This is a genomic window from Acidobacteriota bacterium (assembly GCA_038040445.1).
GTDB lineage: Bacteria > Acidobacteriota > Blastocatellia > UBA7656 > UBA7656 > Onstottus_A > Onstottus_A frigus.
In genome coordinates this window covers 46,713-68,007 of record JBBPIG010000011.1, presented here as the reverse complement: position 1 = coordinate 68,007, position 21,295 = coordinate 46,713, and the positions used below count along the sequence as shown (strand labels likewise).

18 protein-coding genes are annotated in these 21,295 nt (G+C 57.0%); 6 read left to right on the top strand and 12 right to left on the bottom strand.

Annotation, left to right across the window (positions count from 1 at the left end; translation table 11 throughout):
• Nucleotides 1–168: 168 nt before the first annotated feature.
• The 3 genes from AABO57_13790 to AABO57_13780 all read right to left on the bottom strand — a co-directional run bounded on the left by AABO57_13790 (nt 169) and on the right by AABO57_13780 (nt 4,244).
• Nucleotides 169–807, bottom strand: coding sequence for a class I SAM-dependent methyltransferase (locus AABO57_13790; GenBank protein ID MEK6286806.1), 639 nt, complete (start codon nt 805–807; stop codon nt 169–171).
• Between the two features lie 98 nt (nt 808–905).
• Nucleotides 906–1,190: a type II toxin-antitoxin system Phd/YefM family antitoxin gene (locus AABO57_13785; GenBank protein ID MEK6286805.1), complete on the bottom strand. Its 285-nt coding sequence runs from the start codon at nt 1,188–1,190 to the stop codon at nt 906–908.
• Between the two features lie 93 nt (nt 1,191–1,283).
• Entirely contained in the window at nt 1,284–4,244 is a 2,961-nt protein-coding gene (locus tag AABO57_13780; protein ID MEK6286804.1) for a prolyl oligopeptidase family serine peptidase, read from the bottom strand.
• A 288-nt stretch (nt 4,245–4,532) separates the two neighbouring features.
• Between AABO57_13780 and AABO57_13775 the strand changes: the two genes are divergently transcribed.
• The 3 genes from AABO57_13775 (at nt 4,533) to AABO57_13765 (ending at nt 8,422) form a co-directional block, all read left to right on the top strand.
• Complete coding sequence (locus AABO57_13775) at nt 4,533–4,862, top strand: PadR family transcriptional regulator (protein MEK6286803.1); 330 nt, start codon at nt 4,533–4,535, stop codon at nt 4,860–4,862.
• A 91-nt stretch (nt 4,863–4,953) separates the two neighbouring features.
• Nucleotides 4,954–7,614 carry an ABC transporter permease gene (locus AABO57_13770; protein ID MEK6286802.1) on the top strand — a complete coding sequence of 887 codons (2,661 nt, stop codon included), beginning with the start codon at nt 4,954–4,956 and terminating at the stop codon, nt 7,612–7,614.
• A gap of 400 nt (nt 7,615–8,014) precedes the next feature.
• Entirely contained in the window at nt 8,015–8,422 is a 408-nt protein-coding gene (locus AABO57_13765; protein ID MEK6286801.1) for a hypothetical protein, read from the top strand.
• Between the two features lie 31 nt (nt 8,423–8,453).
• Here AABO57_13765 and AABO57_13760 read toward each other — a convergent pair whose 3' ends face one another.
• The 7 genes from AABO57_13760 to AABO57_13730 all read right to left on the bottom strand — a co-directional run bounded on the left by AABO57_13760 (nt 8,454) and on the right by AABO57_13730 (nt 15,735).
• On the bottom strand, nt 8,454–8,693 hold the full coding sequence (locus tag AABO57_13760; GenBank protein ID MEK6286800.1) for a ribbon-helix-helix protein, CopG family: 240 nt from the start codon (nt 8,691–8,693) through the stop codon (nt 8,454–8,456).
• On the bottom strand, nt 8,690–9,112 hold the full coding sequence (locus AABO57_13755) for a PIN domain-containing protein (protein ID MEK6286799.1): 423 nt from the start codon (nt 9,110–9,112) through the stop codon (nt 8,690–8,692). Before AABO57_13755 ends, AABO57_13760 begins: the two co-directional genes overlap by 4 nt.
• Before the next feature lie 19 nt (nt 9,113–9,131).
• Complete coding sequence (locus tag AABO57_13750; GenBank protein MEK6286798.1) at nt 9,132–10,634, bottom strand: AMP-binding protein; 1,503 nt, start codon at nt 10,632–10,634, stop codon at nt 9,132–9,134.
• Between the two features lie 64 nt (nt 10,635–10,698).
• On the bottom strand, nt 10,699–11,601 hold the full coding sequence (locus tag AABO57_13745) for an AraC family transcriptional regulator (protein MEK6286797.1): 903 nt from the start codon (nt 11,599–11,601) through the stop codon (nt 10,699–10,701).
• A 2-nt stretch (nt 11,602–11,603) separates the two neighbouring features.
• Nucleotides 11,604–12,512: a glycerophosphodiester phosphodiesterase family protein gene (locus AABO57_13740; GenBank protein MEK6286796.1), complete on the bottom strand. Its 909-nt coding sequence runs from the start codon at nt 12,510–12,512 to the stop codon at nt 11,604–11,606.
• 106 nt (nt 12,513–12,618) lie between these two features.
• Nucleotides 12,619–13,092 carry a transcriptional repressor gene (locus tag AABO57_13735; GenBank protein MEK6286795.1) on the bottom strand — a complete coding sequence of 158 codons (474 nt, stop codon included), beginning with the start codon at nt 13,090–13,092 and terminating at the stop codon, nt 12,619–12,621.
• Between the two features lie 204 nt (nt 13,093–13,296).
• Nucleotides 13,297–15,735 (bottom strand): TonB-dependent receptor, encoded by a 2,439-nt coding sequence (locus AABO57_13730; GenBank protein MEK6286794.1) that lies wholly within the window; start codon nt 15,733–15,735, stop codon nt 13,297–13,299.
• Nucleotides 15,736–15,978: 243 nt separating this feature from the next.
• Here AABO57_13730 and AABO57_13725 point away from each other — a divergent pair, with 243 nt between their 5' ends.
• Complete coding sequence (locus tag AABO57_13725) at nt 15,979–16,893, top strand: proline dehydrogenase family protein (protein MEK6286793.1); 915 nt, start codon at nt 15,979–15,981, stop codon at nt 16,891–16,893.
• A gap of 78 nt (nt 16,894–16,971) precedes the next feature.
• Here the strand turns inward: AABO57_13725 and AABO57_13720 are convergent, their stop codons facing one another.
• Nucleotides 16,972–18,300, bottom strand: a complete 1,329-nt coding sequence (locus tag AABO57_13720; GenBank protein ID MEK6286792.1) for a S41 family peptidase — start codon at nt 18,298–18,300, stop codon at nt 16,972–16,974.
• 50 nt (nt 18,301–18,350) lie between these two features.
• On the opposite strand from AABO57_13720, the gene ruvX reads away from it, so the two are divergent.
• Both ruvX and mltG read left to right on the top strand, forming a co-directional pair.
• Nucleotides 18,351–18,890 (top strand): Holliday junction resolvase RuvX, encoded by a 540-nt coding sequence (gene ruvX / locus AABO57_13715; protein ID MEK6286791.1) that lies wholly within the window; start codon nt 18,351–18,353, stop codon nt 18,888–18,890.
• A 40-nt stretch (nt 18,891–18,930) separates the two neighbouring features.
• Nucleotides 18,931–19,995, top strand: a complete 1,065-nt coding sequence (gene mltG / locus AABO57_13710; GenBank protein MEK6286790.1) for an endolytic transglycosylase MltG — start codon at nt 18,931–18,933, stop codon at nt 19,993–19,995.
• 55 nt (nt 19,996–20,050) lie between these two features.
• Here mltG and AABO57_13705 read toward each other — a convergent pair whose 3' ends face one another.
• Nucleotides 20,051–21,193 carry a trypsin-like peptidase domain-containing protein gene (locus AABO57_13705; protein ID MEK6286789.1) on the bottom strand — a complete coding sequence of 381 codons (1,143 nt, stop codon included), beginning with the start codon at nt 21,191–21,193 and terminating at the stop codon, nt 20,051–20,053.
• Nucleotides 21,194–21,295: the final 102 nt, after the last annotated feature.

Genomic DNA, 21,295 nt, shown 5'->3' with positions numbered 1-21,295 from the left:
CTTTTGTAGGCCGAGTATGAACGCACCACCAACTGCGTTGGTGGGATTATCGGCAACCGATGTGAGAGATGTGCGTCCTTTGTAAGCATCGTTTTAGGCGCGATGCTTCAATCGTCATAGTGAGTGTCGCGAGATTTCAAGACCCATGTCTTCGCCATCGTCCAAATGCTAAGGGCGCTTCCACGCCAGCATCATCCCGTCGCGCACCGTCAGGCAGACATTCTCGACTCGCGGGTCCGATTGCACGAGCTTGTCGAACGCGACGATGGCATGATCGTCGACGCTTTCGGGATTAAGCACGCGTCCGCTCCACAGTACATTGTCGGCCACAATCAACCCGCCCGGCTTCACCAAAGGAAGACACGCCTCGTAGTAGCTCGAGTAGTTGCCCTTGTCGGCATCGATGAAGACCATATCGATTGGACCGCTCAAGGTCTTTATCGTCTCGAGCGCGGGTCCTATTCGGATCTCGATCTTGTGACCGTGAGGGCTCTCATTGAAGTAGCGCCGCGCGATGGCTTCAGCCTTCGGGTCGACGTCGCAAGTGATCAGGTGTCCGTCATCGGGGAGACCCTCGGCCATCATCAGCGCGCTGTAGCCGGTGAACATTCCGATCTCCAGAATCCGCCGCGCGCCAGTCAAGCGCACAAGCATCTTGAGGAATTGGCCTTCGATGCGGCCGACCTGCATCTGCGGACAGTTCATGTCGCGATACGTTTCTTCGCGCAAACGAACGTACAAATCAGATTCAGGCTTGGTGTGATCGTGAGCGAATTGCTCGACGGCTTCGTCTATGAAACTAACCACGGTATTCTCTCCGGTGAGTGCTTCGTTTGGTAAACGTGTGCAAGTGAATCAAAGGTCAAGCGACGTAATATCCAGCAAGCGCGATCCGTGGATTACCCTTATATTGGAATTCCGTGGGCATGCTTGAACTCTTGCAAAAACTGCCCCATTTCACTCTCGCGACCGGCGGCGATGTCTTCCTCAGCGGGAGCAAGCAGTCTCGCCAGATTGCTCGCCTTCAGATGCTTCTCAAAGGTCTTCGCATCGAGCAGGACAGCATCCGCCTTACCGTTCTTCGTCAGGATGACGGGCCGGCCGGTCTTGTGCATGTGGTCGAGAATCTTCTGTGCATTCCGCTTCAGGTCAGTTACTGAGCGAATGTCTTCAGTTAGACTTATTGCCATGGTCGCTTAAACTCCTTGATCAGATCCTGCGCTGAATCTAGCACCAGATACAGCGCGATTCAATGCAGTTTACGGAGATCGCAAACTGCCGCTTCACTTCCCCGCCCTCTCTTTCATGTCCGCCGACGTTTTGTACTTCTCCTTCTCTTTGTCTTTCTGAAGGTACGGTATCCCCTTGACCATCCATTCGGGCGCGGGTGCCCCCTTCAAGAAGTGATCGAAGAACTGCTGCAACCGCATCGTGTAGTCTTTCTGGTTTTGCCGCTTGCGCAAGCCGTGAGGTTCGCCGTTGTAGGTGAACAGATACGCTTCTTTGCCCAGCCGCCGCAGCGCCAGATAGTACTCGATGCCTTGATACCAGGGCACAGCGTCGTCTGCGTCGTTGTGAATCATCAGCAGCGGCGTTTGCACGCGATTGGCTTTGAACACCGGCGAGTTCTCCAGGTACAGCATCGGCGCTTCCCACAGGTTTCCGCCGATACGGCTCTGGGTGTGTTCATATTGGAACTGCCGCGGCAGCCCCGTGCCCCATCGGATTCCACTATACGCGCTGGTCATGTTAGCGACGGGCGCTCCTGCCGAAGCCGCTTTGAAACGCGTCGTCTGGGTGATCATATAAGCGATCTGGTAACCGCCCCAACTGTGGCCCTGGATGCCGATCGCCTTCTCGTCGACGAAGCCCTTATCGACGACGGATTGAATCGCCGGCAGCACGCAGTTGAGCGCGCTCTGTCCGGGATGCCCGATCGTGTAGACGATGTCAGGCTCGAGCACAAGATAGCCGTTGCTCGCGTAGAACGCTGGATTGATGCTGTGGCCGGGCCGCGGATCCACGAAGCGATGGACGTTCTCCGACAGCGTTTCGTAGATATAGACCATCATCGGATACTTCTTGTTCGGGTCGAAGTTCGGAGGCTTAATCAGCATCGCTGAGAGCGGAACGCCGTCGAGGTTCTTGAATCGGACCAGTTCCGAATTGCCCCATCGCAACTGAGCCTTCTGCGGATTCGCGTCGCTGACCTTCTTTAACTCCTTGAAGCTGGGCGAGGTGACCAACAGGTCGGGAAACTCATTGAAAGTTGACGCAGTGAGCAAATACACATCGGCATCTTTGGCTTTCGAAGGCGGGCTGAAACTCTTCGCCGCCATCATCAACTTCTCAGGCATTCCTCCATCGATCTTGTCCCTGTAGAAGCCCGAGTCTCGCGTCCACTCATTCTCGGCTCTAAGCAGCAGCGGCTTCGTCGAGTCGATGCCCTTCTCCTGGGGATCGAGCTTGACGTAACGAAACTGAATCTTCTCCTTTCGGCCGGCGCCGTCGGTGAGGTTCTTTGCGCCGGATCCGTCGGGCGCAATCTGCCAGATGTCGTACTGATCGTAGAGCAGAACGTATTTGTCATCGGAGGTCCAACCCGCGCTGCCATATGATGGCGGAGTGCTTGGCGAGTCGTGGTTTTCGCGCCAGAACTTCACGCCGAGGTTTCGCGTCAAGTTAACGACCTTGCCGTCGGGGATTGAGAGCGTGTTCCAGTCCTTGCCGTCGTAAAACAGCGCGTACCGTCCGGCTGGGGACCAGGTGAACCCCCGGCTGTGTTTCTTCATGATCGGCTTGCGGCTTCCGTCGGCAGTGTTCAGGATAAACACGTCCGCGGCATTAGCATCGTCATCGTACCCAACCAGGATGCGATATGGGCGATCGTCGGAGCCCAACGCCCATCGCCCGTCACTCGCCGGATTGACGCCTGGCATAGTTTCATCGCCCAACTGAACATACTTCTTATCGCCGATGTGGAATACCGCGCGGTATGAACGGTTCCTTTCTTGTTCGGCGCGCACCTTCTGCATGGGCTGGATGTAGTCATCTTTCCAGTGCCAAAGGTCTACGGAGACCTTGTCGTCGGCCGGCGCGTCTTCGGTCTCGTCCTTCTCCGGCTCCACTGTTGGAGCTACACCAAAGAAGACCCGGCCGCCGTCGAGAGAGAAGTTGATCTGGCCTTTGTCGCTGATAACGTAGTTGGCTCTGAAGTTCGGAGTTGCCGTCGAAACCAATTCGGCGGCAGCGGCGCTCTTGCGGTCCCAAAGATAAAGTTTCGGTCGAGGTTGAACTGAGGCGGCGTCATCGCGGTCGCTGAGAAAGGCGAGCTGCGTTTGCTTGTCGTCCCATGAGAGCTTTGAGTACTTACCCTTGCCCATCAGCAGCGCGACCGGCGCATCGGTCGAAGCCGCCGCAACTGCGTAAGCGCCGTTGGTCTCTTCTTTTCTTGACGATACGGTGAAGGCGACGTTCCTGGCATCCTTGCTTATCGTGTATTCGAGAACATCGGAGAAGGTCCGCTCGCTCTTGTCGGTCAAGATGCGAAGCACGAGATCGCTACCATATTCCTTCTTCTTATTGTCTCTCCTCGTTCTGTTCGCCGGAGGAGCCGACGCTGCGTCAGGCTTTTTGTCGTCGGGCTTTTTCTCTTCGGGCTTCGTTTCGAGCAGATAAGCCATAACGCCCGCGCCTTCTTCGGGCACCTGGAAACTCTTCACTCGATCGATGCGAGTCACCTCTCCGGTGCGGAGATCCATAATGCCCATCGCGTTCTTGGGCATCTCTTCAGGCTTCTTCTTTTCCTTCTTTGCCTTTTCGGTCTCTGCTTTGGCCGGTTGGATCTGGAACGCAACGAAGCGGCTGTCGGCAGTGAAAACAGGACGGCCGCCAAACGGCGGTGGTCCGGCTGCGGGCTCGGCTTCAGGCGACCGCTGCGGAGGATTCACCGGCTGCGCGCCTCGCGTATGCCGCCACTCGGCTCCGGTTGCCAGGTTGCGCACGACTACCTCGCCGTCGCCGTCCTGCGGCACCAGCGCGTAGACTACGAACTTGCCGTCGCGAGATAGGGACTGACCTTGAATCGCGCGCCAACCATCGTAGTCGTTATGCGTCAGAGGCCGCTTCGACTCGCTTTGCTGCGCAACCGCTGAACTTGAGATCAAGAGCGCGAGGATGAATAGCGCTGTTAGATACTTCCGGATGTCGATGCGATTTGTGCGAAGCCGTGAATCAGTGTTCATAAGAATCACTCCTCAATCCCGGTATTGCCCGGTATTGCCCGGTATTGCCCGGTATTGCCCGGTATTGCCCGGTATTGAATGATCTACATCGCGAGGCTGTTAAGAGTCTGTTGCGAAGGTAACTCCATCCACTGGTCTGGGAGACAATAATGCAAGTTTGAACCGGCCGTCCAGCCCTCGTTTCAAAACGGCGCGGCGTGACGGGAGGCCTCAATAAAACTTTCCCCTTGACAGTCTACAGGAGAGGCCCGTATTATCCCGTCCTGTAGATTATCTAGGAGGCTCGCGATGGCAAAGGCAACCGACCTTTTACAGGGCACGCTCGACATGCTCGTCCTGAAGACGCTGGCTCTTGGGCCGATGCACGGCTGGGGCATTTCTCAGCGCATCCAGCAGGTTTCGGAAGAAGTGCTGGTCATCAACCAGGGCTCACTGTATCCGGCGCTTTACCGGCTCGAGCAACAGGGCTTGATAAAGGCCGAATGGGGAAGCTCTGAAAACAACAGGCAGGCGAAATACTACGAGCTTACCCGCACGGGAAAAAAGCAGCTTGCCGAGGAGACTGAAAACTGGGAACGGTTATCGGCGGCTGTCGATCGCATCTTGCAAACGACCTAGTCGCAAGTTCTGAGTCAACTCAACGGACGGGGCGGCCACTGAGTTGACTCTCGCTACTCGTTGTGTGCTGGTAAGCCGGAGGATGGTTCTTATGTTCCGAAAGATCTCAGACGCCCTGCGCTCGCTTTTCTCAAAGGACGAAGTGGAGCGCGACATGGACGCAGAACTGCGTTTCCACCTCGAAATGGAGATCGAAAAAAACGTCGCGCGTGGAATGAGCCACGCCGCGGCTCGCCGTGAGGCCTTGCGCAGCTTCGGCGGCGTCGAAAAATTCAAAGAGGAGTGTCGGGATGTGCGCAGCGGCGGCTCAATCGAGTCGCTCATGCAGGACACTCGTTACGGCGCGCGCATTTTGCTGCGCAACCCCGGGTTCACTGTAGTTGCCGTTTTAACCCTGGCACTCGGCATCGGCGCGAACACCGCTATCTTCAGTGTGATCTACGGCGTGCTGATGCGGCCGTTGCCTTACAAGGATGGGACCCAGCTTGTGATCGTCCAGCAGCAGGCTCCGCTTGCCGGTGTCCTTAAGTTGCCATTCTCCGTCAAGGAAGTGCTCGATTACCGCGAGCAGAATCAGACACTCGATGCGGTTGTTGAGCACCACACGATGAGCTTTACGCTTCTCGGTGGCATCGAACCGCAACGCGTCCAGACCGGCGTCGTATCGGCAAACTTCTTCGATGTGTTGGGCGTGATTCCCATTGTCGGTAGGACGTTTGTTCCCGGTGATGAAGAGCACGGCTCTGACGCCGTTTTGGTGCTCAGCCACAAGTACTGGCAACAGAGTCACGGCGGCGATCCGGGAATCGTGGGCAGGGTTTTCCAGATGAACAATCGCCCGCATACCGTTATCGGAGTTCTGCCGCCAATACCGCAGTACCCTGTAGAGGAAGACGTCTACATGCCCACGTCGCAGTGTCCGACTCGCTCCTCCGAACAGTTCATGGCTAATCGGAACGCGCGAATGATGAGCGTGTTCGGCCGTCTCAAACGCGATGTCCCGGTCGCTCAGGCTCAGGCTGATCTGAGCACGATCGCCGCCAACCTGCAGAAGCAGTATGCGGACTCCTATCCTACTAATCGCGGATACGGAGCAGTCGTGTCTCCGCTTCAAGAAGAACTGACGCGTCGAGCGAAGCCGACTTTCTTGATCCTGTTGGGGACGGCCGGTCTGGTGCTGCTCATTGCCTGCGCGAACGTCGCTAATCTCACTCTTGCCAGGCTGATGCGCCGAGAACGCGAGATGGCGATTCGCGCGGCGCTGGGCGCAGGACGTGGCCGTCTGATCAGGCAACTGCTTACCGAGAGCACCCTGCTTTCGCTTGGCGGCGGCATACTTGGGCTGTTGTTTGCGGCGGGAGGATTGCACCTGCTCGTAAACTTCGCCGCCAGGTTTACTACTCGCGCCGGCGAGATCCGTATCGATGGTCTCGTGTTGCTGTTCACGCTGCTGGTTTCCGTAGTGACCGGACTGGTGTTCGGATTGGTGCCCGTGTTCTCCTCGGATCAAAACTTAACCAACGCGTTGAAGGAGGGCGGCGGACGCACCAGCGCCAGCGCGAGCCGGCAGCGTGTTCGAAATCTTCTGATAGTAGCGCAGGTGGCGGTGTCGTTCATGCTGCTTATCGGCGCTGGGCTGATGGTTCGCAGCTTGATCAAGCTGCAGAGCGTGAGTCCCGGATTCGATCCCGAGAAAGTGTTGGCGATTAGAGTCAGTCCAAACTGGTCGAAATACAATACGCCGGACAAGACACTGGCGCTGTTCGAGCGGCTACTCGACAAGGTGAGGTCCCAACCGGGCGTGCAGTCCGCGGGATTGGCGTCCACATATCCTTTGAACCAACTCGGCATCACCAACGGTCCGTTTAATAGGGGCTTTCAAATTGAAGGACGCCCGATTCCTGAAGGGGAACTTGCACCTCAGGCCGATTTTCGTTCGGCGAGCCCGGGCTATTTTGAGACCATCCGCCTGGCTCTGGTTAAGGGACGAACCTTTGAAGAGGCGGATAACGAAAAGTCGCTGAACGTGGCCGTGATCAATCAATCGACAGCTCGCCATCGCTGGAGCGATGAAGACCCAATCGGCCGGCGAGTCAGCTTCGATCGCGGTCAAACGTGGGTGACCATCATCGGAGTGGTCAGCGACGTCAAGCAGTACGGGCTGGATCGCGACCCGACCGATGAAATATACATTCCCCTCGCGCAGAACGGCTTTGCAAACAACCTTCTGGTGCGCACCGCCGCCGACCCGATGAGCATTACGAGCCTGATGCGCGAGGCTATCTATGCGGTTGATCCGGAGACGGCGATTGACCGAGTTCAAACGCTCGAGCAAGTGCGGACTGATGCAGTCGCTTCGCCTCGGTTGACGGCGATGCTGCTGGCCCTGTTTGCCGGGCTGGCTCTGGTGATAACCGCTGCGGGAATAGCTGGGGTAATGGCGCTGTCGGTGAGCCAGCGCCGGCGCGAGCTTGGCATTCGGCTCGCTCTGGGGGCAACGCCCGGCCGGGTGCTCAGTATGGTGATGCGGCAGGGAATGACCTTCGTGCTGATGGGATTGTCAATTGGCGTAGCGGGAGCGCTGCTGTTAGGCCGGCTCATGTCCTCGCTGTTGTTTGCTGTCGAGCCTACTGATCCGATCACGTTTGTTGCCGTGTCAGGGGTGTTGATGGTAGTCGCCGCGGCTGCCTGCTTTGTGCCTGCGCGTCGCGTCACGTCGATAGACCCGATGCTGGCTTTGCGAAGCGAGTGAGTTTTGGATTAGCTCGTTGGATCTTTCAAGTTCGTCGTTCGAGAAAACCCCAAGCGCGCATCTCTGGCCGCGATGCCACCGCGTCATTTTTACGAAGGAGATGGATGACTGGCAAATACCAGCCATTAGCACTCCACTTCGCGCGACCGACTCGTGCATTGAAGGGCTCTCCATCCGTCGAGCAATGGACGACAGAGCCCCATGTGATGGAAGCAATGCGATCCAGAGCGAAATCCCTCGGAAGAGGTATTGATTTCATTCCGCGGCGCAGTTTCTTGAGAACTTCAGAAGAGATTGTCAGCGTGATTATCTGGGGTTCGGTGCCCGGCCATTCAGTAACAACGATCGGTTGATTCCGTTCTTGAGATTGCTTTAGAAGGAGTGAGCCGACTTCGTATCGATGACAGAATGGATTTCCATCCTTCACTTGGTAGGCGCAGGCGCAGAAAAACACGATTCGACGTCTTCTACTGCGCTCACTGATGGCCAGGTTGAGCAGAGATCCCGCAGCGGCCGGATCTGCGATCGTAACCTTCTCCCCGGTGTTCTCTATCACGGCTCGGTTTCCCAGTTCGGGCATATGAACGTAGCGTTCCTTTCCTACGAGCTTTTCGAGCGCACGGTTATTGAAACCCGGTGCTCTAACACTACGGGAAATCCGAACGTCTACGAGAACTGGCGGATTGAAGCCTCGACTTCGCTCAAGGGCATCGAAAGCCTGGACAAGGTAATCTGTCGAGGTGCCCCACCCCCAGTACCCGAAGGAATAGAGCGTAATGGCGTCTTCTCTCATCATGGTCAAACATAGTTCGCCGCGAGCTTGTACGTTGTCGACGATTCTAGTTGAGCCGGTCGTCTTCGGATGGGACTACGTCTGGTACGGCTTTCATGTAATGCTCGAAATCTTCGCGACGCCCGGAAGCCGCTTCGCGGCGCAGATAGTCCATCGTCATCATCACCGCCAGCTTTTCACCGGCGGCGCTGGCCAAAAACTGGCTCACTGAATAGCCCTCTTTTGCAGCGAGTTCTTCGATGCTCTGCTTCAGCGAATCCGGTAGTTCGATCGTCAGCGTGCTCATGGTTGGCTCCGAATCAGGTTCAGGAAATTGCCTGGAGTTATGGCGGTTACGCCGAGTTCCTCCGAGCCCTGAAAGTCCTTCACATTGTGAGTAACAATATAGCGGCAACCAGCAGCGAAAGCCAATTCCAATATCATGTCATCATCAGCGTCGGGAAGAAACGGCCGCCACAAGAAATGAATCTCCTGCAAATGCGCCTGACTTGCGAGATAGCGAAGAAACCCAAGCGCGTCGTCGGCTGTGCGGTCTGGTGGCAGATTCTCATCTCTTGTCAGCACGGCCTGCCATTCGACGTAAAGCCCGACTGATAGGCATAACTGGAATTCTGCCGCGGGAATCGAACCGATAAGCGCGAAACTCGCGCCCTGTCGCGAACGCGCGGCGGCAACCAGGATGTTTGTGTCGAATACGACTCTCACGGCTTTGCGATTATCTGCTTCACCTCAGCGGCTTGCCCCACTCAGTCTCTCTTCTCAACACCGGCTTCAGCATCTTGCCCCCGGGATTGCGAGGCATTGGCTCCGTGCGAATCGCCACGAACTGTGGGACTTTGAAATCCGCGAGATGGTCGCGCGCGAAGGCGATCAGATCGTCGACGTCAACCTTTTGTCCGGGGCGCGGGACGATTACTGCCCCGACCTTCTCGCCCATCATCGAATCGGCTACTCCGATCACTGCTACTTCGAACACCGCCGGATGTGCAGCTAGTGCGTTCTCAACTTCGACGCAATAAACATTCTCGCCGCCGCGACAGATCATGTCCTTCTTGCGATCAACTATCTGCACGAAGCCGTCTTCATCCAGACGCGCCATATCACCTGTGTGCAGCCAGCCGTTGACGAACGTCTCGGAGCTCGCCTCCGGTTTGTTCCAGTAGCCCTTCACGACGTTGGCTCCGCGCACGAGTAACTCGCCCGCCCCGGTCGAGGGATCTTTCTCGAAAACATCCAGGTCCACGACCGGGGCGGCGAAGCCAACGGTCTCCGGCCGGTCGTGCGCGTATTCGTGAGGAAGGAAAGTTGCAACCGAGGACGTCTCTGTCAGGCCAAAGCCGTTTCCGACGCGAGCGTTTGGAAACGCTTCCATGATTCGGGCAACGAGCTCCGGCGCGATCGGCGCTCCACCGTATGTCACCCAGCGGATGTTGGCTGCGTCCACCTCGTGAAAGTCCGGTTGGTTGATCGCAAGCCAGAAGACAGCGGGAACCGAGGTGAGCAGGTTGATCCGCTCGTCACGGATCGCTCGCAGGAACGCCTGGACTTCGAAGGCTGGCATGATCACCAGCGCGTCACCGGATTCGCAGGTCGGCAGCAACTGGCTATTGCAACCGGTGACGTGGAACAACGGGACCGATACCAGATTTCGTAGGCTGCCATCATCCGGGAGCTTCACCACGCGACGGCAGTTCTCGGTGTTCGCAAGAAAATTCTCGTGCGTGGTCATCGCACCCTTCGGAAAGCCAGTGGTGCCGCTGGTGTAGAAGATCGCGGCCAGATCGCTCTTGGTCAGGTCTTCGACGGCGAAGGGCTCGCCATCCGGCAACGGCTGCCCTGGCAGGAACGAGAAGAGAGAACCTGAATCACTCACAACGTACTCGACTTCGGACTCGCTGAATCTGGTGTTGACGGGAACGGCGATGGCGCCGGCCATCTGGACTCCAAAGAACGCCAGGCACCAGTCGAGCCCGTTGCAAAGTCGAATCGCGACCCGATCGCCTCGATTGATACCCGCGCACTTTAAGCCACCCGCAACCCGCGCCGAGCGATCCCAGAGCTGGCGATAGTTGACTCGCTCGCCCCCCAGTTCCACGAGGGCTTCGTGATCCGGAGACTTGTCGACAGTGGCTCGCAGCATCTCGACCAGCGAGTTTGGCCGGTCGTCGTAATGAGCTATGCCGTCCGCGTCGCGAGTGATTCCTGAATAGTTGAAAGGACGAATCATCTTGAGTACCTCACCTGTGATCTATTGATATCGGTCGGGTTCAGCCTACGACAAAGAGATCGCGCTACTTTGCGGCATCCCGGTACGCCCGGGGGGCGAGGCCGGCAACCGACTTGAACATCTTCGAAAAGTGGCTTTGACTTTGATAGCCGACCATCGCAGCAATCTCGCTTATGGGAAGCGCGGTCTCCGCAAGCAGTTTTCGCGCACGCTCCAACCGCAGGTTCGCAAGATAGACGTGCGGCGTAACCCGGGTAATCTGCTTGAACAGCCGCGCGAAATGATACTCCGAAAGGTACGCTGCCGAAGCTATCTCCTCGACCGCAAGCTCGCGCCCGAAGTTATCGTGCATGAACTCGATCGCGCGGCGCAGCCGCCGGTCAACCGGTCCGGCGCGCGAAAGCTCGATCTGCTCCGACATTCTTACGGTGAGATGCGAGCGCAATAGGTGAATGACGAGCTGACGCACCAGCGCGTTGAGCATCTCGTCGTGTCCCCACCGCTCGTCGGATATTTCGGTCGCTATCAACCCGGCCGTTTGCGTTATGGTCTGGTCTGTAACCACGCTTGCGCGAAAAACTATGTCCGCGGTTGTGCGCGTGAGACCGATTTCGGCGACCAGCTCGTTCACCAAAACCGGGCCTACTCCAATAGAAACAAACTCGACCTCCGAAGCGCGCGCGGAGTGGTTCTGACCAACGTTGGTCAAAGCTGCTTCGCCGGCCGACAACTCAAAAGTGCCCTCGCCGATTGTCGCCTGGATCCGTCCCGCAAGCACCGCCGTAATGGTGAACGCTGAGTGAGAGTGCGGCTCAAACTCGCAATTGTCCGTTGCTGTGTGGCGCACCGTGAACTGGGGCCGCGAAACGAACCTCTGGGACTCCATAGAATGACCGGGCCGCGAGACCGGATCTCCGACTGAGGCAAGCATATGGGTTTCGTTCGGTACCGCTGCGCTCTTCATCATCGTTACTCGCGCCCACGGCGTCGCCGGCTCAACACCGATATTGGACCCGGCGAAAGCGAATCAAGAACGCCGCGCAACCGATTGGGGAAGTTTGTCATGATTGAATCAACTCCGCACGCGGCGAGCCGCCTCATCGCCAGCTTGCTGTTCGCGGTCCAAGCCGAAACGGATATGCCGCGCTCGTGCAAAGCGTCTACAGCGCGCCTCGACGCGAGCCCGAAATGAAGCGCGACCTCATCGACGCCTGCGCTCTCGGCAGCGCGTACGATGGAACGAGTCGAGATGAGCCTGCGGCCTTTCGCCGGAAACGTAGCCGCGGTTCGAATATCGCCGGCAATCTCTTTCGCGCTGCGAACGATCGCGTGGTCGAAGGACAACAGCGTTACGTTGCGCTCGAGTCGAAGCGCTCGCACCACCGAGAGAACGGCTTCAAGCAAAGCTCGTCTTTTTGCCGGGCCGCCTTTCAGCTCGACGTATATTCGTCCAAGCCCAGCCGGCGCCAGCAGCGAGAGTACAACTTCGAGCGTGGGAACCGGCTCACGCGAGAAAGTCCGGAACGAATCACCCGTCTCGGCTGAGAAGCGCCGGACCATCGCGCGAACGCGAGGCCGCATACTCAGCCGGCGCTCGAACCAACTGCCGGCGTCGAGATCCTGGAGCTGAGCGAGCGTGAGACGCGCGACATTACCCGAGCCGTCAGTCGTGCGATTGACCCGCGCATCGTGTATGACTACGGGAGTCCCGTCCGACGACAACTGAACGTCCATCTCGACACCGTCCGCGCCGAGCGCTACGGCGAGCTTGAACGCGGCCACCGTGTTCTCAGGCGCGAGGCCTGAGGCTCCGCGATGGGCGATGACCAGCGGCCTGCACGGATCGAGAGCGGACTGGCGGTCATTGGCGAGAGGCATCAGTGTTCTCACGGATGAGTTGATAATAGATTCGAGCGATGAAGCTGAGCAACTCGTTAAGCGAACCGGCTTTGATAGGGAAGGGAAGAGCGTAAAAGGGCGTCTTCTATTTGGAGGAAGCCTTGGCCTTCGCTGCGGCGGCTTTTTGAGCTTTCTGGCAGTCCGAGCAGATTCCGAATATTCGATGGCTGTGATGAAGCGGCTTGAATCGGTAATGGCGGACGATCTCATCTTGCAGTTGCTCGATCTGTTCGCTGTAGAATTCGATCAAAGCGCCGCAGCCCGTACAGATCAGGTGGTCATGGTGAGTGTGCTTGTAGTCGTGCTCGTAGAGCATCCGCCCGTCGTGGAACTCGAGCTCGCGAGCAAGGCCACACTCCTTGAAGAGCTTCAGTGTGCGATACACGGTGGTGAATCCGACCGACGGGTCTCTGGCCTTGATGAGGGAGTACAGATCCTCGCTGGAAACGTGCCCTTCGGTATCCAGAAACACATCCAAAATCAAATCGCGCTGACTCGTTCGCTTAAGCCCGGCGCGCTTGAGATGCTCTTGGAATATCTGTTTCTCTTCACGTTCCATAAAACTCCGGCTGGAATCATCAGGATTATACACTCGCGGATTGAACTGGCAAATCGTTGGCGCGTCCGTGAAGAGAGCAAGTGGGTTTGTGAGGGGACCGGCAGCGGCTTCAGCTTTCTTTGAGGACTAACGAGCATCTTCTATTTGTGGCAAATCAGGCCCCACAGAGTGGTGCTGGGTTTGGTGAACAAAACATTGATGAAGTTAAAAGTAGAACTTCAGTCCTGCCTGCGCCATCCTCGGACTGCTGGGCAAAATGCCTCGCGCACGATCCACAATGAAGGTGCTATCGAGCAGGTTCTTAACCGTAAAAAAGAAGGTCGCCCGCATAGCCTCGACTTTGTAATTTACCGTCGAGTTCCATACCGTGTAGCCTGGGATCAATCCGCGCTGACCATCCGAGGTGGGCGTTATCGTGTTGAGATCATCGCCGAATTGCTCGCTCACCCCAACGGCTTCTACCAGCGCGTCTATGCCTGCTGGATTCGAGTAGCCCACGCTGAAGTTCAGCAAGTGCCTGGGCGCATAAGGCAACCGGTTGGCAGTGATGTCTACGCTGACAAACCCGGGCACATTGCTGAAGCGTTTACCGTCGAACCGGACTAGTGGCAGATATGTGTATGCCGTGCGAGCGTAAAAGTTGTGTTTCGACTTGAAGATGGTCCCTGAATCTACCCGCGCCGTCAACTCCGCTCCTTGATGCAGTGTTTCACCGCCGTTGGTTAGCGCCGCGCCAATCCCACCCGCAAGGCTCGCGGGGATGATTTGATTTTCATAATCCATGCGGAAGAAAGTTGCCTCGACTCTCACGCCTGGATGGACCAGAGCCCGCGCGCCGATTTCGTAGTTCCAGCTCAGTTCGGGATCGAGGTCTACGCTGCCGCCTGTGGTGTTGCTGATAATGTCTTCGGTGCGCGGCGGAGCGAACCCGCGATGAACGCCGCCAAAAAATGTCGTACCTGGCCGAGGACTGTAGGAGACGCCGAGACCGGGAACAAGTTGTGTCAGGTCCGTCTTGCCGGCAATTCCAGCGCCATTGTTCGCGAGCCTGTTGGTGCGTTCGTACTTGATATGCTCCAGTCGGATTCCCGGCGTTATTGTCCAGTCTCTCCATTGAAAGCGGTTCTGCACGAAACCGGAATAAGCCTGATTCTTACGTTCGTTATCTTCTACGATGACTCCAGTGCGCGACGTTGGCCGGTTGCCATTCTCCTGCCGCCGGTCCTGAGTCTCGAAGTGCATCCGGAAACCGAAATCAGCTTCGTTTCTCAGGCCGAACAGACGGTGGCTTGCGCGCAAGCGTGGCTCCACCCCCCAGACGTAATACTTACGCAAACGGCCTTCGTTGCCGCAGGTAGTGTTGAGGTTAGCCATGTCGCCGCAGGCTGGGTCCGCCGAGTCGTTTGGCCGCTGATTGGAATTGCTCGATTGCCGCCACCAGTGGCGCTGGAAGATTTGCCCGTAAGCATTGGTAGTGAGCGCCAGGTTGTTGTTGAAGATGACAGCGTGGCTGGCAGATGCGCCATAACGATCGCCGTAGAAGAAATCGTTTCTGAAAGGATTCTGGCGCGGGTTGGCCCGGTACTCATCCTCCCTCAGGCCCGAATAAGTGACGTTCGAATCTTCGCCGTAGTAATTCGCCTTCAACGTCAATGCCTGTCTCGATCCAATGGCGGCGAGCGCCTTGAAGTTTAAGTCGTTCAGGCTGGAGCGAGTGTTCTCGCGCGAGCCACGGCCTTGCTTGTGCGTGTAGTCGAACAAGAGGCCCGTGCCGTTCCAGGTCCCACCATAGTTAATGTGGCCGTTTAGGTAGTCGCGGTTTCCTCCGATTAACGTCACGTAACCTGAAGGCTTTTGCGGCGGTGTGGGCGTAATGTAGTTGATGACTCCGCCGACCGTGCTCGGGCCGTAAAGGATCTGCCCTGAGCCCTTCAACACCTCCAGGCTTTCGAAGCGATCAATTGGCGGATGGTAATAAGAGGCATTGTCGCCATAAGGCGCGTAGGTGAGCGGTATGCCATCTTCCAGCAACAGCACCTTGGTGGAGCGGGTGGGGTTCAACCCGCGAATACCAATGTTGGGCCGCAGTCCGAAGCCTTCTTCGTCGCGCACCTGAACGCCCGCCACTTTGCGCAGTGCTTCTGTAAAAGTGAAAGCCCGGCTCGTTTCGAGCATCTTTTTGTCGATTACGTCTACTGAGCCGGGTATCCGCTCCAGAACCTCCGGTGTTTCCGCGATGCGATTGACCGAGATTACCATCTCTTCTGCGAGCGCCGCGGGGTGAAGCACGAAGTCCGCGCTATCGGTCCCGCCGGCTGAGACAACAATCTCTCGCGTGAGAGCAGAGAACCCACTGCTGCTGACGCTGAGGTTGTACCTGCCGCCTAAGACATCGCGAAAGAGAAACAGACCGCTGTTATCCGTTTTGGCAATTTGATCAAAGCCCGTTGAGTGCTGCCACAGCCTTGCTGAGGCGCCGCTGATCGCAGCGCCACTCTGGTCCGATACCTGCCCGGAAACACTTGCGCTTTTTGCCTGTCCTATGACGCTTATCGAGTTTGCCAGGATGAAAGCCGCCAGAGGGAAAACTGCAATTGAGACCTGATGCCAAAAGCTTCGTGAAGGAACTTTGCTGGAGACCATAATTCTTACCTGCCCTCACCAACTGAGCGGAATTGAAAACCGTTTTCAATTTCAGAACCGCCAGTATACGCAAGCCGTTATCGAGAGTCAACGGTTTTTTTTCTGGGGGAGCGATTTGCAAAGGTACGCCGTTGATGATTCAGCTTCGCATCGGGATTCTGACTTGTGGTTTCGCACCGGTTGATTTGGTATATGCCTGTGCTTTATTCTCGTTAGTCTGCTCCTGAAGCGGGCTTGCAAAACGTGATAACGAAATCGGCGCTGCTACATCTCTCCGGAAGCGAAGGCTTCAAGAAGTTCCTCACTCGCTTCCGATCCTTCAACAACGTGACTCGGAGATTTGTCGCCGGGGAAGATTTGGCCGATGCTGTCGAAGCTATTCGCCAACTCAACCGCAAGGGGATCAGCGCTTCCTTCGATCATCTCGGCGAGTCGATCACCGCCGAAGCTGAAACCCGCAGGGAAGTGGACGAGTACACCCACGTGCTCGAGAGCATAAACAGCAGCAAGCTCGACTCGAACGTGTCGGTCAAGCTTACTCAGCTTGGCCTCGATGTCAGCCACGAGCTGTGTTACTCGAACACACGCGCGATTGTTGAGACGGGGCTCCGTTACAACAACTTCGTTCGCATCGATATGGAAGACTCGACCAAGACCGACGCAACGCTCCAGGTATTCAAGAGGCTAAGGAGTGAATTCGAGAACGTCGGCATCGTCATTCAAGCCTATTTGTATCGCAGCGAGAGGGACGTCGAAGAACTGCTGAAGGTCGGCGCGAGGATTCGGCTATGCAAGGGTGCCTACAAGGAGCCTCCCGAGGCCGCATTTCCAAAGAAGGCGGACGTTGATGCAAACTTCGTCAAGCTCATGGAACGGCTGCTGCCTTCGGGCATCTATCACGGAATAGCGACTCATGACGTGAAGATGATTGAGGCGACCAAGGAGTTTGCGAAAGAGCGTGGGATAGGGCCGGACAAATTCGAGTTTCAAATGCTGTACGGCATACGGCGCGATCTTCAGCAGAAACTCGTGCAGGAAGGCTATCGCATGCGAGTCTATGTTCCGTATGGCCGTTATTGGTATCCTTATTTCATGAGGCGGCTGGCGGAGCGTCCTGCAAACATCTGGTTCGTTTTGAGGAATACGCTCAGAGGGTAAGCGGACTCAGTACTAAATAAGAAAGCCGCTTCGCGAGAAGCGGCTTTTCAAAGCTATCTTTTTCGCCCGAACTTCACACTAAGTCGAAATCCGAACATCTTGGGCTGCCCTGGCAGGAATCGGAGCGACCTTGAGCACAGCGCGTTTCTGCGCAGCCTGGGCCTTGAGCGGTGTTTGCTTGATTATCTCAAAGGCCTTCTTGAGCTGAACGTCCTCGACTGGCTGAGCAGGTTTTGGAGGCGTCACCTGGGGCTGTTGCTGGTCGGGCTTCTCCTCACTATCGTCATCGTCGTCGCCTGCAGGCAGGATGACTTCAGCTTCGACGGGTCGGTCAACTTTTACCGTCGGGTTTACGGGTTCTTCCATGAACGCCTTGCCAGTGGCCGGAGCGTATTTCGCGGTGGTAATAAGCAACGCGCCCTCATCTGACAGCCGGAATAGTTGCTGCTCAGATCCGGTTCCAAAAGTTCGCTCGCCAACAAGCTCACCGCGCTTTTGGTCCCGCACCGCGGCGGCGATGATTTCAGCAGGCCCGGCCGTGCTGCGATCGATCACGACCGTGAGCGGCCCGTTGAACACAACTTTGCTTGCATCGGCGGTGAATGTGTCGGTCTCTTTCTCTCCCTTGCCCAGAACTCTGGCGAGCGTCCCCGAACCCGCGAACAAGTTGGCCACCGCCACTCCTTCTTGAATCTTGCCGTTGGCGGTCCCACGCAGGTCGAGCACTATCTTCTGAGCGCCCTTTGACATCAAATCGCTCAACACCGTTTTGACTTCGGACGCTTTGCCATCCGCCAGCGTAGTGATCTTTATGTAGCCGACGCCCGGCTCCTCGATACGCGACTCGATCGCAGGTTGAGCGAGCTTTGCGCGCGCGAGCGATACCTTTCGCGATTGTCCCTGGTGAAGGATTCGAACCTCGGCGGTAGATCCGGCTTGACCGCTCAAGAGTTGTTCGATGTCATACAGGCTCAAGTCACGCGACGGGACTTTCCCTACATACTCGATGAAATCGCCTGATCGTATCCCAGCCTGCTCAGCAGGCGAGCCCTTAAGCACTGCCACCGTGTAGGCGTACCCACCCACCTTCGAGAGCAACAGCCCGGTCTCCGCGCGATTGGCCTTCGGATCGTATTGCTTTACCTGTTCCGGCGTCAGATAGGCGCTGTATGGATCGAGCCCTTCGGCGAGTCCACGCAGGCTGCCGATCCTGACTTTCTCCAGATCGGGTTGATCGACGTAGTCGCGAATGATGTGGCTGAGCACTTCGTCAAAAATCTGAAGCTGGCCGTACTGGCTTCCGCGGGCGACCACCTGGCCCGACTTCGACATGAAGCTGCCGACGATAGCGTAGAAGGCAATAATCGTAGAAAAGACGACGATGGCTATCTTGGTCTTGAACCGCATCTGATACTCCTTAGTGGGCTTTTGGCAGAACCTATATTAACCTGTGAGAAATGCTCGGCGCAAGGATAAGGGCAAGGAGCAAAGGGCGAAGAGCAAAGCGGGACGGTGCTCTTTGGTCTTTGTCTCTTTGCCCTTTGCCCTTTGCGCTTCGCTTTCCTATACTTCCCTTAATGCGTGTGCTTGCCATTGACCTTGGAACTAAGAACATAGGAACGGCAATTTCGGATGCGCTGGGCATGACTGTGCGTCCGGTCGAGACTATTCGCAGATCGAGCAACAAACGCGCCATTGCACGGCTGAAATTCCTCGTTGAGGACCTCGAAGCCGAAGCGGTGGTCGTCGGGCTGCCCCTAAGAATGGATGGCACCGTAGGCGACGTCGCCGCTGCCGCGTTGCGATTCATTGAAACCCTGAGAGCCCAACTGGACGTCGCGGTTTTTGCGCAAGACGAGCGGCTGACCAGTTATGAAGCGGAACAGATGATGATTGAGCGCGGCTTCGCGAAGAGCAAACGGCGCGCTCGATCGGACGAGTTCGCAGCCATGATAATCCTGCAGGACTACTTGTCGGCAACGAAACCGAAGAACTAGATTCAGCCCAAACCAGGTATGAACTTTCTCTGAGCCTCACATGACTTCTTCTCGTCGGCGACCGCTTCGACGCTTAATCGCGCTGCTCTTCATCGTCGTTCTCGCGGGCGGAGCATTTGCCGCGTGGGTGTGGAAAACCTCGACGACTCCTGTCGAACACCAACCGGACGGGATAGTCACCATCGACCAGGGCGCTGGAACACAAGCAATCGTTGCCCGCCTGGCTGAGGCTGGAATGGTGCCCCATCCGCTCGCGCTAAAGATTTATCTGCGGATCACCGGCCGAGGGAGCAACTTGAAGGCCGGCGACTACAAGTTTCCCTCGCCAATCTCACCCCTTCAAGCCATCGAGAAGATTCGCCGGGGCGAGGTCTATCTCGAACGGGTGACGATACCCGAAGGCTTCAATCGGTTTGAGATTGCTGAAGCCTTCGCTACAAAGACCGGCAACGCCACCGCCGAGGAGTTTCTTCGTTTGATGGAAGACCAGACTCCCATAAAGCGAATCGCGCCCGCGGCCCGCAACCTGGAAGGCTATCTGTTCCCCGACACCTACAACTACAACTCGAAGACGACGCCGGAGGATCTGATTCAAACGATGGTCAATCGTTTTGATGAAGTGTTCACACCTGAGTGGTCAATGCGAGCGAGCCAGCTAGGCCTGACCGTGCATCAAGTCGTCACTCTCGCTTCGATCATCGAAAAAGAAGCGAAGGTTCCCGACGAACGACCGCATATCGCTTCAGTCTTTTTCAACCGGCTTAAGCTCGGGATGCCGTTAGCGAGCGATCCAACTTTCATCTACGCCGCGATACTGGCGGGTGACTACGACGGCAACCCAAACCAGCGACGGTATCGAGATCGTCCTTCGCCGTACAACACCTACCTGGTAGGCGGGCTGCCTCCCGGTCCGATTGCCTCCCCGGGACGGGCCTCATTGGAAGCGGTGCTCCATCCCGCCAACACCGATGACTTGTATTTTGTGGTGAACGGGACCGGCGGCCGGCATAAGTTCTCACGCACAGCCGCCGAGCACGACGCTGCGGTCGAAGAGTATCGGCGCCAGCAGCGCGAGACCAGACAGCAGCCGAGCGGCACTCGCTGACGGCGCAGCGAGTAGCTGAGAAAAAGGCGAAGACCCACCTCGTCGTCTCGACTCTCTATCTCAATTCCGGCGGACGCTCGCTCAAGCGCACGGGCACGGTAATCCTTTGACCGCCTCTGAGAATCTCCACGTCGACCGTCTCGCCTGGCTTCTTATCTTGAAGCGCATTCTGAAGATCGTCGGTGTTCGCGACCTTCCGGCCACCGACCGCCAGCATCACATCGCCTAGTTGCTGAAGCGAGATACCATAGATCGTGTCGCGCACCGTCGCCGCGCGAAGCCCCGCCGCTGCCGCGCCGCTGCCACGGTATACCTCACCAACAATGATGCCTTCTTCGACTGGCAGCCCGAAGGCGCGCGCGATGCGCCGGTCCAAAGGCATGGTAGAAACCCCCAACCACGGACGCGACACGTATCCTTTGCTTATGATCTCCGGAATGATCCGCTTCGCCAGGTCCACTGGCACGGCGAACCCAATGCCGATCGAACCGCCGCCGGCGTTCGGTTGAATTGCGGTATTGATGCCAATCATCTCGCCCTTCGCGTTCAGAAGCGGTCCTCCGGAATTGCCAGGGTTGATTGCGGCATCGGTTTGAATAGCTCCATTGATGATGCGTCGCGCAACCGGATCGCGGAGCGGTCTTTGAAGCCCGCTGATGATCCCGGTGGTCAAGGTTCGTTGAAGCCCGAACGGGTTTCCGATAGCCAGCACTTTCTGTCCGACGTCAAGCCCCTGTGATGATCCAAGCTTGACCACAGTCAAACGCTGGCCGCGCGGATCAATCTGGATCACCGCCAGATCGTCATCTCTATCGGTGCCGACGACCTTCCCGGAAAACTTCTCGTTCTCGACCTGGACCTCGAGCTGCGTCGCGCCCTGGATCACGTGGAAGTTGGTCAGGATATATCCGCGCTCGTCGATGATCGAACCTGAGCCGCTCCCCTCGGAAGGTAACGCACCCCAGAAGCCTTCCTGATAGCCGCGATTCGTGATGTTGACGACGCCGGGACTCACAGCCCGATAGATCTCGATGTTGTTCTGTTCGTCGCTCGCAACCGTGGGGTCCGCGATGGCAGTGAGTTCAACAGCCACCGGACGGCGCTCGAGCGCGCGCTGAGCGCAAGCGACGATGACGCCAGCCATCAAGGCTGAGAACAACGCTACCGAAACTAACTGTTTGGCTGAGACCCTATACATAGTCAACTCCTCCTTCATCCGTTTTGCACTGAGCTAATGTTAGTCGAAAACCCCGTGTCTCATCCACCTGTGGATGACCAATTAGATAAACGCAGGGCGCGC